This is a genomic window from Rhodococcus sp. NPDC003383 (genome assembly GCF_053589115.1).
In genome coordinates this window covers 45,383-60,469 of sequence record NZ_JBSFRG010000020.1, presented here as the reverse complement: position 1 = coordinate 60,469, position 15,087 = coordinate 45,383, and the positions used below count along the sequence as shown (strand labels likewise).

The following is a 15,087-nucleotide window of genomic DNA, read 5'->3' as shown; positions in this document are numbered from 1 at the left end:
TCCTCTCGCTCTGCCGCAGCGGCCTGCCGGTCGCTGTTCGTCCGCGGTGACGGGACGCTTCCCGCCGTGACACGTTACCGACACCGGCACCGCCGTTCGAACAGGGTCACCGCTCAGTCGACCTGCAGGATCAGCTTGCTGCCCGGGTCGGGCGACAGCGGCACGTTCTCACGCTGCAACATCCACGCGGCGATGTTGTGGAACAACGGTGCCGCGGACTGACCACCGCTGCCGTCGGCGCTGCGCTTCGGTGCGTCTAGCATGATCCCGATCACGAACCGCGGGTCGTCGGCCGGGGCGATCCCGGCGAAGGTGATCCAGTATTCGGAGTTCGAATAGCACTTGCAGTTCTGGTCGATCTGCTGGGCGGTGCCGGTCTTGCCGCTGATCTGGTAGCCCTCGATCGCCGCGGGTGTGCCGGTGCCGCGCTGGTTGCCGGTGTCGTCCTGCACGACGGAGCGGAACATGTCCCGGACGGTGGCGGCGGTCTGCGCCCCGATGACCCGGACCGGTTCGGGTCGGGGTGTCTCGGTTCGGGTGCCGTCGGGGGCGATCGTCGCGCGGACGATGCGCGGTGCGATGCGTTCGCCGTCGTTGGCGATGGTCTGATAGATCCCGGCCATCTGCAGCAGCGTCATCGACAGGCCCTGCCCGATCGGCAGGTTCGCGAAGGTACCGCCGGACCACTGTTCCCGGCTGGGGACGAGGCCGTCGGACTCGCCCGGCAATCCGACGTCGGTGCGCTGACCGAGCCCGAACAGCTCGAGCATCTGCGCGAAACGGTCCTCCCCGATCCGCTGGGCGAGCATCAGCGTGCCCACGTTCGAGGACTTCCCGAAGACTCCGGTGGTCGTGTAGGGCACCACCCCGTGGTCCCACGCGTCCTTGACGCTGACGCCGGCCATCGTAATCGAGCCGGGTACCTGCAGCACCTCGTCGGGCGTGGTCGCCCCGTCCTCGATGGCGGCCGCGGCGGTGATGATCTTGTTGACCGAGCCGGGTTCGAACGGCGAGCTCACCGCGAGGTTGCCGAGCTGCGCGTCGGGCTGCTTGTCGATGCCGACGGCCGGATTGAACGTGCCGTCGTTGGCCATCGCGAGCACTTCGCCGGTCTGCGCGTCCAGGACGACCGCGGACGCGTTCTTCGCCTCCGACAGTTCCTTCGCACGCTGTACCTGCTGCTGGACGTAGTACTGGATGTCGGCGTCGATGGTCAGTTCGACCGCCGACCCGTCGACGGCGGCCTGACGGTCGCGCCAGCTGCCGGGGATCACGGCTCCGTCGGATCCCCGGTCGTAGGTCGACGAACCGTCGGTGCCGGCCAGGACCGAATCCATCGACGATTCGAGGCCGAGCAGGCCGTGACCGTCCCAGCCGGTCGCACCGACGATGTTCGCGCCGAGGGACCCACCCGGATACAGGCGGATGTCCTGGCGTTCGAGGCCGACCTTGTCGTACTCGTCGACGATCGCCGCGGCCACCCCGGGATCGACGCCGCGCGCGAGGTAGACGAATGTTTCGTCGCTCTCGAGCTTTGCCAGCACGTCCTTCTCGGGTGCGGCGTCGCCCAGGGCTTCGTGCACCGTCTTCGCGACGCCCTTCAGGTATTCGCCGGTTTCCGGTTTCGACGGGTCCTTCGCGTGTGCTTCGTCGAGTTCGGCGCGCACGCGCTGCGGCTGGAAGGTGAGTGCCTTCGCTTCCATCGTGTAGGCCAGCGGGGCCCCGTTGCGATCGGCGATGGTCCCCCGGGTGGCGGGTTCGACCAGACGCGTCGTGCGCTGGTTCGCCGCTTCCGCGGTGAGACTCGGGGCCTGCACGACCTGAACCCACAGCAGCATCGCGGCGGTGAGCCCGAGGGCGCCGAACATGGCAGCGCGCCCGACCCTGTTCCGGAATCCGAATTCGGTCGTGTACGTCGTGGCCGCAGTCCGGCGAGACCCCGCACGTCCGGCCTGGGCCGGGCGGCGGGGTGCGGGTTTGCGGCTGCTCGAGGGCCTGCGAGGTTGAGCGCCTCGGCTCACCGGCGCCCGTCCTCGGACTGCGTCGTCGGGTTCACGGGCATCAATTGTTCCGCCTGCGGCGGCGCGACGGCCGCATTACCGGTCTCCGGCGTGGCGGCGGGCTCCGTCGGCGCAGGTGCAGGTGCAGGTGCAGCCTCGCCGACCGGCACCGCCTCGGCTGCCGGTGCAGGTGCGGGTGCCACCGCGGGCGCGGGGGCTTCCGCCCGTGCCGGGGCCGGCACCGGGGCCGGGTTCTCCGATCGGTCACCACCCAGCGACAGCGGCCGCGGATTCTCGGTTCCCGCACTGCCGGCCAGCGGCGCGGGCCCGGTGCGGTCGGCCGCGGTCGGGGCGTTCAACGGCGCCGCCGGTGCGCCGTTCGCCGCGGTCGGCGTCCCCACGACCCGGACCGAGCCGTCTTCACCGACAACCAGGCGCGCGACCTCCCCGGTCGGAATCATGCCGAGTTCGGCGGCCTTCACCGCGAGCACGGGCGCCGAGTTCCCGGCTTCCACGTCGCGCTGCAGAACCGCGCGTTCCTGCCGCAGGGTCTCGTTGTGCGCCCGCGCGGCACTGAGCTGGTAGGAGTCTTCCGCCGCGCGGGTCGTCAGCAGCAGCGTGACGGCCATGCCGACGCCGAGCAGCGCGAGGATCGTTGCGACGAACGGGATCCGGGTCGCCACCGTGGGCTGCTGCGTCGCCGTGGTCGCGCCCCGTGACTCGCCGGTCACACCGAGGTGGGCGGCGCGCTGGTTCCGCCGCTGGTACGCGCGCTGCGCCGCCGTGGATCGCGCCGAACGACGGAGCGGGGATGCCACCTGAACGGTCATCGGTTACCTCCTGGCGATTCGTTCTGCGGCACGCAGGCGTACGGGCGCCGAGCGTGGATTGCGCTCCACCTCCTGTGGGGAGGCCTTCTCCGCACCCCGGGTGAGGATTCTCAGTTCCGGTCCCATCCCGGGCAGTTCCACGGGCAGCCCCTCGGGGCTCCGGGACTTCGAGCGCGGAGCGAGCTCCGCCTTGACCACCCGATCCTCGAGGGACTGGTACGACATGAACACCACGCGCCCGCCGACGGCGAGCGCGTCGAGAGCCGCCGGCACAGCGGCCCGGAGCGAGTCGAGTTCGGCGTTGACCTCCACCCGCAGCGCCTGGAACGTGCGTTTGGCGGGATGACCGCCGGTGCGGCGCGACGCGGCCGGGATCGTCCGATAGAGCAGTTCGACGAGCTGCCCGCTGGTCCGGAACGGCGTCTTCTCGCGCGTCCGCACGATCTCGGAGGCGATCTTCCCCGCGAACCGCTCCTCCCCGTAGGTGCTGAGGATGCGGGCGAGGTCGCCGTGGTTGTACGTGTTGAGCACGTCGGCGGCGGTGATGCCGACGGTCGGGTCCATCCGCATGTCGAGCGGCGCGTCCTGCGAGTAGGCGAAGCCCCGGTCGGCCTCGTCCAGCTGCATCGACGACACCCCGAGGTCGAACAGGATCGCGTGGACCGACCCGATCCGATCGAGTCCGCACTCCTCGAGCGCGTCGGCGATCCCGTCGTAGCGGGTATGGACGAAATCGGTCCGGTCCCCGAACGGCGCGAGCCGCGCCTTCGCGATGGCCAAGGCGTCAGGATCGCGGTCGAGACCGATCAGACGCAATCCCGGGTAGGTACGCAGGAAGTGCTCCGAGTGCCCGCCGAGACCGAGGGTCGCGTCGACGTACACGGCACCCTCACCACCGGGGCCCTTCGCCTCGATCGCCGGACCGAGCAGCTCGTCGGCGCGTTCGAGCAGCACGGGAACATGCGCGAAACCTTCGGCGGGGACGTCACCGGCTGCACCGGGTTTCGCGTCGTCCTCGCCGTCCACCATGTTTCCTGCGCTTCCTGTTCGGTCGATTCGGGAAACGAATCGAGACGTGGGGTTCGATCGGTGGACGGTCGTCGGAGTGCCGATACGCGGGCGGCGAATGCATCGAGGTCTCTGTCCGATTCGGGGACCTGGCGCTGGGGAAGTGCGTCAGGGCTCCGTTGCCGAACCTGGCGCTGGGGAAGTGCGTCAGGGTCGGCCTCGGGCAGAGGCCTCGCGGCACTCGCCGCGCGACCGAAGCAGCGGTTTACAGGATGTCTTGCAGCGCCTCGTCCCTCGCCTCCGAAAACTCTTCCTCGTGTTCGGCGAGGTAGGTCTCCCACGCCGTCGCGTCCCAGATCTCGAGGTGCTTGATCGCCCCGATCACGACGCAGTCCTTGGTGAGCCCGGCGTACTTGCGGTGTGCCGCGGAGAGCGTGATCCGGCCCTGCGCGTCGGGTCGCTGTTCGTCGGTGCCGGACGCGAGGCTGCGCAGAAATGCGCGCGCCTGCGGATTGCTGCGCGACGCGGCAGCGGCCCGCTCCGCCAGCGCCGCGAACTCGTCGCGCGGAAACACGGTCAGGCTGTGGTCTTGCCCTTTGGTGATCATCAGCCCTCCCGCCAGTTCGTCTCGATACTTCGCCGGCAACGTGAGCCGACCCTTGTCATCCAACTTCGGGGTATGGGTGCCGAGAAACACTCGCCACCCCCCGCCTTAGTCGGCCGGACCATTCGTCTCCGGCGGGGCAACCCGAGCCGCTCCGCCGCGACCCACAGTACCCCACTTTGCCCCACGTTCAACCAATTACGGGCCCGAATCGCCGGGCGTTTCACCCGAAATCGCTGCTCAACGAAGGTGGGGTGGAGTGGGGCGTTTTCGGGTCGGTGGGTTTCCGCGGCAGCCACCGGCCGTGCACGTCCCGGGCCGGCTCCGATCGACACCGGAAAACCCCAGGTCGATGCGACCGCACCGGACGACTCGGAGGCGTCCCGCAGCTCGGTGGGGCGATGTGGGAGGAGTCGGGCGAGGGGTGAATCCGAGGGGTAAATACGGGGCGATGCGCGCACCGCTCCCGGCACGCACGTGACGCACGTCGCGACATCCCCGAGACGACGAACGGCGCGACCCCTTTACATGGGGTCGCGCCGTTTCGCGGACTGCCTTCTACTCGTGGGCGAACTCGCGGCTATTCCTGTTCGAAACGCCGCCGGAAGCGTTCCTCCATCCGATGGGTGAACCCACCGGTGGATTTGCGGTTCCCTCGGGCCCGGGTTCCCTGCCCGGAACCGGATCCGCCCCCGCGAGGAGCATCACCGAGCGGCTTTCCGCGCCGACCTCCGACGAGGAGCAGAACGCCCGCGCCGAACATCACAAGAAAGCCGAGCAGGCTGATGATCGGGAACCCACCCGGCTTCACCGGCAGGGCGACACCCGCGATCAACAACGCCAGACCCACTACGAACAGCGCACCGGCCTGCAGCCGTCGACGGCTGCCTGCCATGCCCAACCGACTGCCTCGGACGGTCGAGGCGAACTTGGGATCCTCAGCATAGAGCGCGCTCTCGATCTGATCGAGCATGCGCTGCTCGTGCTCGGAGAGTGGCACGGTACCTCCCCCGGCACTAAAACGGTGGCCGCCGATTCCTCCGGTGGAAACGACGGGGGGCCGACTTTGGACGGCCGCCTGATCTCATAATACGAGTACATCATGCGCTGGACCACCAACTCCGACACGGAGTCCCGCACGGGCTTCCGAACGTCCCCGCGGCCCGGCGCCGAAGGTCCCGCGCTCACTCGGGAACGGTCACCCGATCGGAGAGACAATCCTCCACCTCGTGGAGAAACGACCCGACCTCGCCGTAGAACCTGTCGGCCTCGTCGGCCGGCAGCGTCCGTGTGATGCCGGACTCGATCGCAGCCCGGGTCTCGGAACGGTCGGCGAAGAAGTCCGCCCAGCGCGCGAATCCCGGATCCGCCTTCGCCATGAGCACCCACGCGTTTCGGGTCCGGGCCCGCCGGACCACCTGACCGGCGCGAACCTCGGCGACCGCGAGCACGGCCCCTGCTCCCCGCAACGCGGCGAGGTAGGCGAGCTGGAAGCGTTCCGCGGCGTCGCGGGCCCCGGCGGCCTCGGACAGCAACTCGTCGGCCCGGCGCAGCATCGTCGCCGCCCGCGAGGACACCGGACGCGTTACGCAGCCTCGACGTCCGAACCCTGCTCCGCCGTCGGCAACCTGTGGCACGACCATCACTCACCTCCCCGTGACTCGGGTGGGTGATCCGGGGATGTTCGCTTCCCTCGAACATCACCGGATCACCGTTGTCGAACATGCGTTCGACGTATTCAATATAGCTGGACCCACCGACATATCGTCAAGGGAAGGCGGACTCCTCCCCGCATGAGCACGGACCCGATCCCGCACGACGCGGCGCCGATTCTTCTCGACCTGTCCCCCGCGGAATTCCGCGCGCGCCTGCCCGAGATGCTGCCCATCTACGTCGCCGCCATGAAATATCCCCGCGGAACCGAGTACCACCGCGCCCCGATGTGGTCCGAACACGCCGGCCGTCCCGGGTGGCGTGCCGTGGCCGCCGCCCTCCCGCACGACCCGTCGACCCTCGTCGCGATCGCGTACGGCTACCGCGGCGCTCCGCAGCAGTGGTGGAACCAGCAGGTCCGCACCGGGATGCGGCACGCGGGATATTCCGTCGAACAGATCGACGCCACACTCGGCGACTACTTCGAACTCACCGAACTGCACGTTCATCCCGACGCGCAGGGACACCGCATCGGCGAAGCCCTCCTGCTGCGACTGCTCGACGACCGGCCGGAACGCGCGGTGCTCCTGTCCACCCCCGAGGTACCGGACGAGGACAACCGCGCGTGGCGGCTGTACCGCCGCCTCGGCTTCCGCGACGTGGTGCGCGGGTTCGTCTTCACCGGTGATGCGCGACCGTTCGCGGTGCTCGGGCGCGAACTCCCCCTCACGATCGAGACCCGGCCGCCGCTCGAGACCGGACCGCGGCGATAGCCTGAGCCCGTGATCGACGCAGTCGTGGTGGGTTCCGGGCACAACGCCCTCGTCTCCGCGTGCTATCTCGCACGCGCCGGCCGGTCGGTGGAGGTGCTCGAACGCGACACCGTGCTCGGGGGCGCCGTCTCCACCGTCGAACGGTTCCCGGGCCACGCCGTCGACCGCGGTTCGTCCGCGCACATCATGATCCGGCACACCGGCATCCTCGAGGAACTGGAGCTCGACGGTTTCGGGTTGCGCTACCTCGACTGCGACCCGTGGGCGTTCGCGCCCGCGCCACCGGGCAGCGACCGTCCGGGCATCGTCTTCCATCGCGACCTCGACCGCACCTGCCGATCGATCGAAACCGCATGCGGCCCACGCGAAGCCGACGCCTATCGGCGTTTCGTCGACGTGTGGGGTCCCCGCAGTGCCGCCGTGATGCGCTCGTTCTCCGCGCCGCCCACCGGACGGCACCTCCTCTCGTCGTTCTGGGGTCTGGACACCGGCAGCGGCGGCAGCGACCTGTCGCGGCAGTTCCTGGCTTCCGGCGACGCGCTGCTCGACGAGTACTTCGACGACGAGCCGCTGAAGGCCGCGCTCGCGTGGTTCGGCGCGCAGTCGGGGCCCCCGATGTCCGAACCGGGAACCGCGCCCATGGTCGGGTTCGCGGCCCTGATGCACACGCTGCCCCCGGGCCGGGCGGTCGGCGGCAGTGGTGCCCTCACCCGCGCTCTCGCTGCCCGGCTCGCCGCGGACGGCGGCACCGTCACCCTCGGCGACGGCGTCACCGAACTGCGCCGCTCGGGCGGCGGGTGGGTGGTCCGGACCGAATCGGGCCGCACCGTCACCGCGCGCACGGTGGTCGCCGGATGCCACATCCTGACCACGCTGGACCTGCTCGAACGCGGCGGCTACGACCGCGCGCGGCTGACCGACTGGCGTCGCCGCATCCGCGTCGGGCCGGGCATCGGGATGGTGCTGCGCCTGGCCACCGACGCGCTTCCCGCGTACGCCGGGGCCGAGTCCGCCGCCGACACCACGCGCGGACTGCAACTGCTGGTCGACGACCGGGCCCACCTGCGGCTTGCGCACGGTGCCGCGCTCGCCGGCGAACTGCCGCCGCGCCCGGCGGTCCTCGGGATGAGTTTCACCGCATTGGATCCGTCCATCGCACCGGCGGGTGAGCACCAGGTGACGTTGTGGGCCCAGTGGCATCCGCACCGGCTGTCCGGCGGTCGCCGCTGGACCGACCTCGCCGAAACCGAGGCCGACCGGATCGTCGCCGAGATGGAGTCGCGTGCGCCCGGGTTCACCGCGTCGATCCGGCACCGGCACATCCAGACCCCCGAGAACATCGAGCAGGAACTGGGCATGATCGGCGGCAACGTCATGCATGTGGAAATGTCCCTGGACCAGATGTTCATGTGGCGGCCGCTGCCGGAACTCTCCCGGCATCGGGTGCCCGACGCGCCCGGGCTGTATCTGACCGGTGCGTCGACACATCCCGGCGGCGGCGTGTCGGGCGCGAGCGGACGCAGCGCCGCCCGGGCCGCGCTGACCGACACCGCCGGCGGACCCGCGCGCCGCCTCGTCCGCCGGCTGACGAGCGGATGATCGAGCGCCCCACCGCGGCGGTGGCACTCGCGGTCGCCGCCGTGGCCGCTCAGATCGCGTATCCGCTCACGCACGGATCCGCTCGGGACGTCGTCACCGTTCTCGTGGTGGCACTGCTGGCCGCGGCCTGTACGGCACACGCCACGTCGCACCGGGGCGGCGCGTGGGCGGCCGGGCTGTTCGCGATCTCGGCCGGGCTCGGATTCGCGTCCGAGGTCGTCGGTACCGCCACCGGATACCCGTACGGGTGCTACGCCTACGCCACCGACCGGCTCGGTCCCGCGCTGTTCGACGTCCCGCTCGTGGTACCGCTGGCATGGACCGCCGGCTTGTACCCCGTGTGGTGCGTGGCGACGCGGCTGACCCGCCGGCCCGCCCCGCGGATCGCCGCGGCGACGGTCGGCATGGTCGGATGGGACCTGTACCTGGATCCGCAGATGGTCGCGGACGGGCAGTGGACGTGGTGTCACGGACCGGGGCTCCCCGGGCTCGCCCACATCCCGCTCACCAACTACGCCGGCTGGGTGGTCGTCGCGGCCGTCATGGCCACCGCACTCACCGCGCTCGACCGGGTGACCCGGCAGCCCACGGGCGGCGCGACACGATGGCCCCGGACGACCCGGAGCGACGCGGTGCCGGTCGCCCTGTTCCTGTGGACGTGGCTCGGGTCGGCACTCGCCCACACCGTCTTCCTCGACGCACCGGAGCTGCGCTGGTCGGCGATGTACGGATTCGTCGTGATGGGGCTGCTCGGCGTCCCGCTGCTGGTGTCGCTGGTCCACGCTCGCCGAGCGCACCCGAACCTGCGGCGACTCGCCGGAACACCCCCGGACCTCTGACACCCCCGCAGGATGCTGGCACGATATCCGCTGTGCAGCCGTCCCTCATCCCTGCTCCCCGTCGCCGCCCGATCCGGCAGGCGGTCCTCCTTCTCCTGTTGCTTCCGCTGCTCGCGGGCTGCCTGCGTGCCCAGGTGACGATGGGTGTCTCGGCCGACGACCGGGTGTCCGGTCAGATCGTCGCCGCGACGATCCCGGTCGACGACAACGACAAGGGACCGCAGCTCGTCGTCCCGGAATCGCTGGCCGGACGCGTCCGGGTACAGGAGTACAAGCAGGACGGCTACGTCGGCAGCCAGGTGTTCTTCAGCGACCTGTCGTTCGGCGACGTGCAGCAACTGGGCGCGATGACCGACCAGAGCGCGGGCTCGTTCCAGATCTCGTTGCAGCGGGCCGGTGATCTCGTGTCCCTCACCGGCAAGGTCGACCTCGAATCGGTGCCCGCGCAGGGCACGGACGTGCAGTTCACGATCGCGTTCCCGGCCCGGATCGCCACCACCAACGGCACCCGCGAGTCCGACTCGGTCGTCACGTGGAAGCTGCCCGCCGGGGACGTGACGAACCTGCGCGCCGAGGTCCGCTACTCCGATCCCAACACCCGCGGCTTCGCCGGGTGGGCCGGTATCGTCGCCGGGGTCACGCTCGGGGTGGCACTGATCATCGGTGGCCTGGCCTGGCTCAATCGCAACCCGGCACCCGTCCGCACGTCGGCGACCGGGCCGGATCCCGACTCCGGCTCCGGCCCGGCCCCGGACTCCGACAATTCGTAGCGTGATCACCGCGGTCACCCGCGCCGGCGCGGCGGTAGCACTGTTCGGCGCGGTCACCGCCGTCGCCAACCGGCTCACGCTCCCACGGCTCGAACCCGGCACCGCCACCACCGAACCGGTCACGGTGCTGGTCCCCGCCCGCGACGAAGCGCACCGGGTGCCGGATCTCGTCGCGGACCTGCGTGCCCAGCACGGCGTACCGGGGATGCGGGTGATCGTTCTCGACGACGACTCGTCCGACGGCACCGCCGACGCCGCGCGCCGGGCCGCCGCCGGGGACGACCGCATCGAGGTGGTACGCAGCACGGAGCAGCCACCGGTGGGCTGGACGGGTAAAGCTGCCGCGTGCGCGCACGCCTACCGGGTCGCGGCACCGGCCGCGGACACCGGCGTGATCGTGTTCGTCGACGCGGACGTGCGTCTGGCACCGCAGGCGCTGGCCGCGGCGGTGACGTCCCTGCGGCGGATGGGCGCCGACCTGCTCTCGCCCTGGCCGTTCCAGGTGGCCGGATCACCGGCGGAGCACCTGCTGCAGCCGCTGTTGTGCTGGTCCTGGTTCTCGTCGCTGCCGGTCGCGGTGGCCGATCGTACGACCCGGCCGTCGATGGCGGTGGCGTGCGGGCAGTTCCTCGTCTTCGACGCCCGCGCGTACGCCGCGATCGGCGGTCACGCCGCGGTCGCGTCCAGTCCCACGGAGGACCTCGATCTCGCCCGCTCCCTGCGTGCCGCGGGCCGTCGCACGGTGGTCGCGGCGGCCGGGCCGCTCGCGTCGTGCCGGATGTATCTCGATCGCCGGCAGCTCACCGCCGGATACACCCGCTGGCTGTGGTCGGCGTTCGGATCCACCGCCGGTGCGGTCGCGGTCCTCGCCGGGTACACGCTGGCCTACGTGCTACCCCCGGTCGCCGCGGTCGCCGGGCACGGTTCCGTCCGGCGCTGGGGTCTGGCCGGCACTGCCGCGGCGCTCGTCTCGCGCACGCTGGCCCGGTCCGCCGAGCGAGGGAGCGCCCCGACCGGATCGGATGCGGTGGCGGCGCTCGGGCATCCCGCCGCGATCACCGGGTTCGGTGCTCTGACGGTCGCCTCGTTGCGCGCCCGGCGCGAGGGCCGGACCGGCTGGAAGAACCGGCCCCTGCCCTGAGCGTTCGTCAGGCGGGCTGGACCACCGGAGTGGGGACCTCGATCCCGAGCCGCGCCAGCACCTCGCGGGTCGCACGCGCGAAGTTCAGCGTGATGAAGTGCAATCCGGGTGCGCCCTCGGCGATGAGCCGCTCACACATCTCGGTCGCGACCTCGATACCGACCTCGCGCACCGCGGCACGGTTCTCCTCGGGGCCGTCGCCTGCGGCCCGCACGAGCCGTTCCTCGAGTGCCGCGGGGAGCCGGGAGCCCGACAGTTCGAGACTGCGCCGCGCCGACCGCAGCGACGTGATCGGCATGATCTCGGGAATGATCGGCTTGAGCGCCTGCTCCGCGTCGCACGCCGCGACCCGGTCCCGCAGCCGCAGGTAGTGCTCGACGTCGAAGAACATCTGCGTGATCGAGTACTCGGCGCCGGCCCGCAACTTCTGCACCAGGTACCGGGTGTCGTGGTCGAGATCCGGGGAGCGGTAGTGCCCCTCGGGGAAGGACGCCACACCGACGTGGAAGTCGCCGAGTTCCCGCACGAGCCGGACCAGTTCCTCGGCGTGCTCGACGCCCTGCGGGTGCTTGGTCCATTCGCCCAGCGGATCGCCGGGCGGGTCGCCGCGCAGGGCCAGGATGTTGCTGATTCCGCGGTCCGCATAGGCCCCGACCATCGCGCGCAACTCGTCGATGCTGTGCCCGACCGCGGTCAGGTGCGCGACCGGCAGCAGGGTCGTCTCCTCGGCGAGCTGGCCGGTCACACGGACCGTGCGGTCCCGGGTCGAACCCCCGGCGCCGTAGGTCATGGACACGAACGCCGGGCCGAGCCGTTCGAACTCCCGGACGGCACGCCAGAGCCGCGCCTCCGCGTCGGCGTCACGGGGCGGAGAGAACTCGACGGAGAAGGGAATCCGGCGGTGGGACGGTACCCGCAGCCGGTCCACGATCGACGGTGTGCGGGAGGTCCCGCCGCCCTGGCCCCCGCTGACGGAATCGCATGTCACCCGACAAGCATAGGTGGCCGGAGGGGGGTGGGTTCCTCGTGCCCCCGATAGGGTGGTCTTCGGCGCCGCGACGTCCCCACCGACCCGGTGCATGCCCCACCCGGCGTCGGCGCCCGCCCATTCGACCAGGAGGAATCCCCTGTCCACCGGATCTGCTCACGTTCCGCCCTCGCTGCTGCCCGAACTCGTCGAGGGCGCCCTGCGGGACTTCTTCGTCTCACGCGCCGAGATCGTCGCCGCGGTCGGCGGGGGTTACCCCGAAGCGGTCACGGCTCTCGAGTCGTTCGTCCTGCGCGGCGGCAAGCGGATGCGGCCCGTATTCGCCTGGACCGGCTGGATCGGCGCCGGCGGCGACCCGTCCGGACCGGACGCCGGAGCGGTGCTGCGCGCGTGCTCGGCGCTGGAACTGGTGCAGGCCGGTGCGCTCGTGCACGACGACATCATCGATGCCTCCACGACCCGCCGCGGTTATCCCACGGTGCACGTCGAGTACGCGGAACACCACCGCGCCGCGCAGTGGCTCGGTGTCCCCGAGCGGTTCGGTGAAGCCGCGGCGATCCTGCTCGGCGACCTGGCGCTCGTGTGGGCCGACGACATGCTGCGCGAGGCCGGGCTGGACGCTGCGACGGCGGCGCGGGTCACGCCGGTGTGGTCGGCGATGCGCACCGAGGTCCTGGGCGGCCAGTTCCTGGACATCGCCGGGGAGTCGGCCGGCGACGAATCGGTCGAGGCGGCGATGCGGGTGAACCGGTTCAAGACCGCGGCGTACACGATCGAGCGCCCCCTGCATCTGGGTGCGGTCCTGGCCGGGGCGGACGACGCGCTGGTGGACGCGTACCGCCGATTCGGAACGGACGTGGGCATCGCGTTCCAGTTGCGCGACGACCTGCTCGGGGTGTTCGGCGACCCGGAGGTCACCGGCAAGCCGTCCGGGGACGACCTGCGCGCCGGGAAGCGGACCGTGCTGTTCGCGCTCGCTCTCGCCGCCGCCGACGCGACCGACCCGGCCGCCGCGCAGCTGCTGCGCGACGGGATCGGCACGGATCTGAGCGACGAGCAGGTCGAACGGATGCGGGCGGTGATGACCGAGCTCGGAGCCGTCGACCAGGTCGAACGTCGGATCGCCGCGCTCACCGAGGACGCGTTCGCCGCGCTCGACGCGTCCGACGCCACCGCCGAGGGCAAGACCATGCTGCGTGACTGGGCCCTGGCCGCGACGCGGCGCACAGCGTGATGAGCCCGCTGCGCACCGTCGCCGGAGCGGATCGCGTCGTCGTGGTCGGCGCCGGGCTCGCGGGCCTGGCCGCGGCGCTGCACCTGCGCGGGGACGGCCGCGAGGTCACCGTCCTCGAACGCGAGAGGTCGGTGGGCGGCCGGGTCGGCACCCACGTCGGGCCCGGCTACGAGATCGACAACGGCGCCACGGTCCTGACGATGCCGGACCTGATCGCCGACGCACTCGCCGCGGTCGGCGCGGATTTCACGACGGTGGATCCACCGCTGCGCATCCATCCGATGACGCCCGCCTATCACGCCCGGTTCGCCGACGGCAGCAGCATCGACGTGCACTCGGATCCGGATCGGATGGCCGCCGAGGTCACTCGCGTGTGCGGCCCGGACGAGGCGCGTCGCTACCTGCGGCTTCGACGCTGGCTCGCGGACATCTTCGACGCCGAGTTCGCCCACTTCATGGACGCGAACTTCGACTCCCCCCTCGACCTGGTCGGCTCCCCGGCCTCGGCGCGGGACCTGCTGCGGCTCGTCCGGCTCGGCGGTTTCGGCCGGCTCGGCGCCCAGGTGGACCGGAAGGTCACCGACCCGCGGTTGCGGCGCATCTTCACGTTCCAGGCGCTGTACGCGGGGGTGGCTCCGGCCAAGGCGCTGGCGGTGTACGCGGCGATCGCCCACATGGACACCTCCCTGGGGGTGTTCTCCGTCGAGGGCGGCATGCGATCGGTGGCGCGCGGTATGGCCGACGCCCTGGTGGCGGCCGGCGGCACGCTCCGGCTCGGCACCGAGGTCGGCGACCTCGAGTTCGACGGCCGCCGGGTGGTCGCGGTGCGCACCCCCGGCGGCGACCGGTACCCGTGCGATGCGGTCGTGCTGACACCGGACCTGCCGGTGGTGGACGCGCTGCTGCCGCGGCCACGGCGACGGCGCACGGTGGCGTCCCCGTCCGCGGTGGTGCTGCACGGCAGCATCCCGACCGCCGTCAGCGCGGGGTGGGCGGCCCACCACCATCACACCATCGAGTTCGGTACGGCCTGGGAGAGCACGTTCGCCGAGATCACCGCGCGCCGGGGCCGCGGCCGGCTGATGCGCGATCCGTCGCTGCTGATCACCCGGCCCGCGCTCAGCGACCCCGGACTGCGGTTCGTCCGCGACGGCGTCGAGCACGAACCGCTGTCGGTGCTGGCGCCGTGCCCGAACCTGGACAGCGCGCCCTACGACTGGCAGGCGCTCGCCGGGCCATATGCGGCCGAACTGTGTGCGGAACTCGAACGGCGCGGGTTCGACGGGATCACCGACCGGTTCCGGATCGACCACGTGGACACGCCGCAGACGTGGCTCGAGCGGGGCATGCTGGCGGGCAGCCCGTTCGGCGGGGCGCATCTGTTCCGGCAGACCGGCCCGTTCCGGCGGCGCAATCTCGATCCGCGCTATCCGAACGTGGTGCTGGCCGGGTCCGGCACGGTCCCCGGAGTGGGGGTTCCGACGGTCCTGCTCTCGGGTCGGCTGGCCGCCGAACGGCTCGGGGTCCGGCGCCGGTCGACCGCGCCTTCCCCCACGGTGGGCGGCGCGGTTCCGGGACTCAACTAAACTGTCTGTTCGTCGTAGATCATCTGCACGGTGTCACGTGTGCACATCTGCACCGTGTCATT

General features: G+C 71.3%; 14 protein-coding genes. 7 read left to right on the top strand and 7 right to left on the bottom strand.

Annotated elements, in window-relative coordinates:
* Positions 1-113: 113 nt before the first annotated feature.
* From ACWDTS_RS18050 to ACWDTS_RS18025, 6 genes are all read right to left on the bottom strand, one after another.
* A complete protein-coding gene (locus ACWDTS_RS18050; RefSeq protein ID WP_450118742.1) occupies positions 114-2,021 on the bottom strand; it encodes a peptidoglycan D,D-transpeptidase FtsI family protein in 1,908 nt (635 codons plus the stop codon).
* Entirely contained in the window at positions 2,018-2,830 is an 813-nt protein-coding gene (locus tag ACWDTS_RS18045; RefSeq protein ID WP_450118741.1) for a hypothetical protein, read from the bottom strand. The genes ACWDTS_RS18050 and ACWDTS_RS18045 overlap by 4 nt, the downstream gene beginning before the upstream one ends.
* 3 nt (positions 2,831-2,833) lie before the next feature.
* On the bottom strand, positions 2,834-3,859 hold the full coding sequence (gene rsmH / locus ACWDTS_RS18040) for a 16S rRNA (cytosine(1402)-N(4))-methyltransferase RsmH (protein ID WP_450118740.1): 1,026 nt from the start codon (positions 3,857-3,859) through the stop codon (positions 2,834-2,836).
* Positions 3,860-4,103: 244 nt separating this feature from the next.
* Positions 4,104-4,535 carry a division/cell wall cluster transcriptional repressor MraZ gene (gene mraZ, locus ACWDTS_RS18035; RefSeq protein WP_068160088.1) on the bottom strand — a complete coding sequence of 144 codons (432 nt, stop codon included), beginning with the start codon at positions 4,533-4,535 and terminating at the stop codon, positions 4,104-4,106.
* A 487-nt stretch (positions 4,536-5,022) separates the two neighbouring features.
* Positions 5,023-5,442, bottom strand: a complete 420-nt coding sequence (locus tag ACWDTS_RS18030; RefSeq protein ID WP_197254121.1) for a DUF3040 domain-containing protein — start codon at positions 5,440-5,442, stop codon at positions 5,023-5,025.
* A 184-nt stretch (positions 5,443-5,626) separates the two neighbouring features.
* Positions 5,627-6,019, bottom strand: coding sequence for an SAV_6107 family HEPN domain-containing protein (locus ACWDTS_RS18025; RefSeq protein WP_450118739.1), 393 nt, complete (start codon positions 6,017-6,019; stop codon positions 5,627-5,629).
* A gap of 216 nt (positions 6,020-6,235) precedes the next feature.
* Between ACWDTS_RS18025 and ACWDTS_RS18020 the strand changes: the two genes are divergently transcribed.
* Genes ACWDTS_RS18020 through ACWDTS_RS18000 form a run of 5 tightly spaced genes read left to right on the top strand, consistent with a single transcriptional unit; the run spans position 6,236 to position 11,217 of the window.
* Entirely contained in the window at positions 6,236-6,868 is a 633-nt protein-coding gene (locus ACWDTS_RS18020) for a GNAT family N-acetyltransferase (RefSeq protein ID WP_450118738.1), read from the top strand.
* A 9-nt stretch (positions 6,869-6,877) separates the two neighbouring features.
* Positions 6,878-8,467 (top strand): phytoene desaturase family protein, encoded by a 1,590-nt coding sequence (locus tag ACWDTS_RS18015; protein WP_450118737.1) that lies wholly within the window; start codon positions 6,878-6,880, stop codon positions 8,465-8,467.
* Positions 8,464-9,306 (top strand): carotenoid biosynthesis protein, encoded by an 843-nt coding sequence (locus ACWDTS_RS18010; protein WP_197254113.1) that lies wholly within the window; start codon positions 8,464-8,466, stop codon positions 9,304-9,306. Before ACWDTS_RS18015 ends, ACWDTS_RS18010 begins: the two co-directional genes overlap by 4 nt.
* A gap of 32 nt (positions 9,307-9,338) precedes the next feature.
* Complete coding sequence (locus ACWDTS_RS18005; protein WP_197254111.1) at positions 9,339-10,076, top strand: LppM family (lipo)protein; 738 nt, start codon at positions 9,339-9,341, stop codon at positions 10,074-10,076.
* Positions 10,077-10,080: 4 nt separating this feature from the next.
* Positions 10,081-11,217 (top strand): glycosyltransferase, encoded by a 1,137-nt coding sequence (locus ACWDTS_RS18000; RefSeq protein WP_374068750.1) that lies wholly within the window; start codon positions 10,081-10,083, stop codon positions 11,215-11,217.
* Between the two features lie 7 nt (positions 11,218-11,224).
* Here ACWDTS_RS18000 and metF read toward each other — a convergent pair whose 3' ends face one another.
* The gene (gene metF / locus ACWDTS_RS17995; RefSeq protein WP_374068747.1) at positions 11,225-12,205 is read right to left on the bottom strand and encodes a methylenetetrahydrofolate reductase [NAD(P)H]; all 981 of its coding nucleotides are present in this window, start codon (positions 12,203-12,205) and stop codon (positions 11,225-11,227) included.
* 91 nt (positions 12,206-12,296) lie between these two features.
* Between metF and ACWDTS_RS17990 the strand changes: the two genes are divergently transcribed.
* Positions 12,297-13,439 (top strand): polyprenyl synthetase family protein, encoded by a 1,143-nt coding sequence (locus ACWDTS_RS17990; protein WP_450118736.1) that lies wholly within the window; start codon positions 12,297-12,299, stop codon positions 13,437-13,439.
* The gene (gene crtI, locus ACWDTS_RS17985) at positions 13,439-15,025 is read left to right on the top strand and encodes a phytoene desaturase family protein (protein ID WP_450118762.1); all 1,587 of its coding nucleotides are present in this window, start codon (positions 13,439-13,441) and stop codon (positions 15,023-15,025) included. The genes ACWDTS_RS17990 and crtI overlap by 1 nt, the downstream gene beginning before the upstream one ends.
* The last annotated feature ends 62 nt before the right edge of the window (positions 15,026-15,087 follow it).

Bases quoted from the DNA above. Each gene is read 5' to 3' on its own strand.
- ACWDTS_RS17990 (WP_450118736.1), top strand. From the start codon at position 12,297: ATGCCCCACCCGGCGTCGGCGCCCGCCCATTCGACCAGGAGGAATCCC.
- ACWDTS_RS18020 (WP_450118738.1), top strand. From the start codon at position 6,236: ATGAGCACGGACCCGATCCCGCACGACGCGGCGCCGATTCTTCTCGAC.
- rsmH (WP_450118740.1), bottom strand. From the start codon at position 3,859: ATGGTGGACGGCGAGGACGACGCGAAACCCGGTGCAGCCGGTGACGTC.
- ACWDTS_RS18010 (WP_197254113.1), top strand. From the start codon at position 8,464: ATGATCGAGCGCCCCACCGCGGCGGTGGCACTCGCGGTCGCCGCCGTG.
- crtI (WP_450118762.1), top strand. From the start codon at position 13,439: ATGAGCCCGCTGCGCACCGTCGCCGGAGCGGATCGCGTCGTCGTGGTC.
- ACWDTS_RS18045 (WP_450118741.1), bottom strand. From the start codon at position 2,830: ATGACCGTTCAGGTGGCATCCCCGCTCCGTCGTTCGGCGCGATCCACG.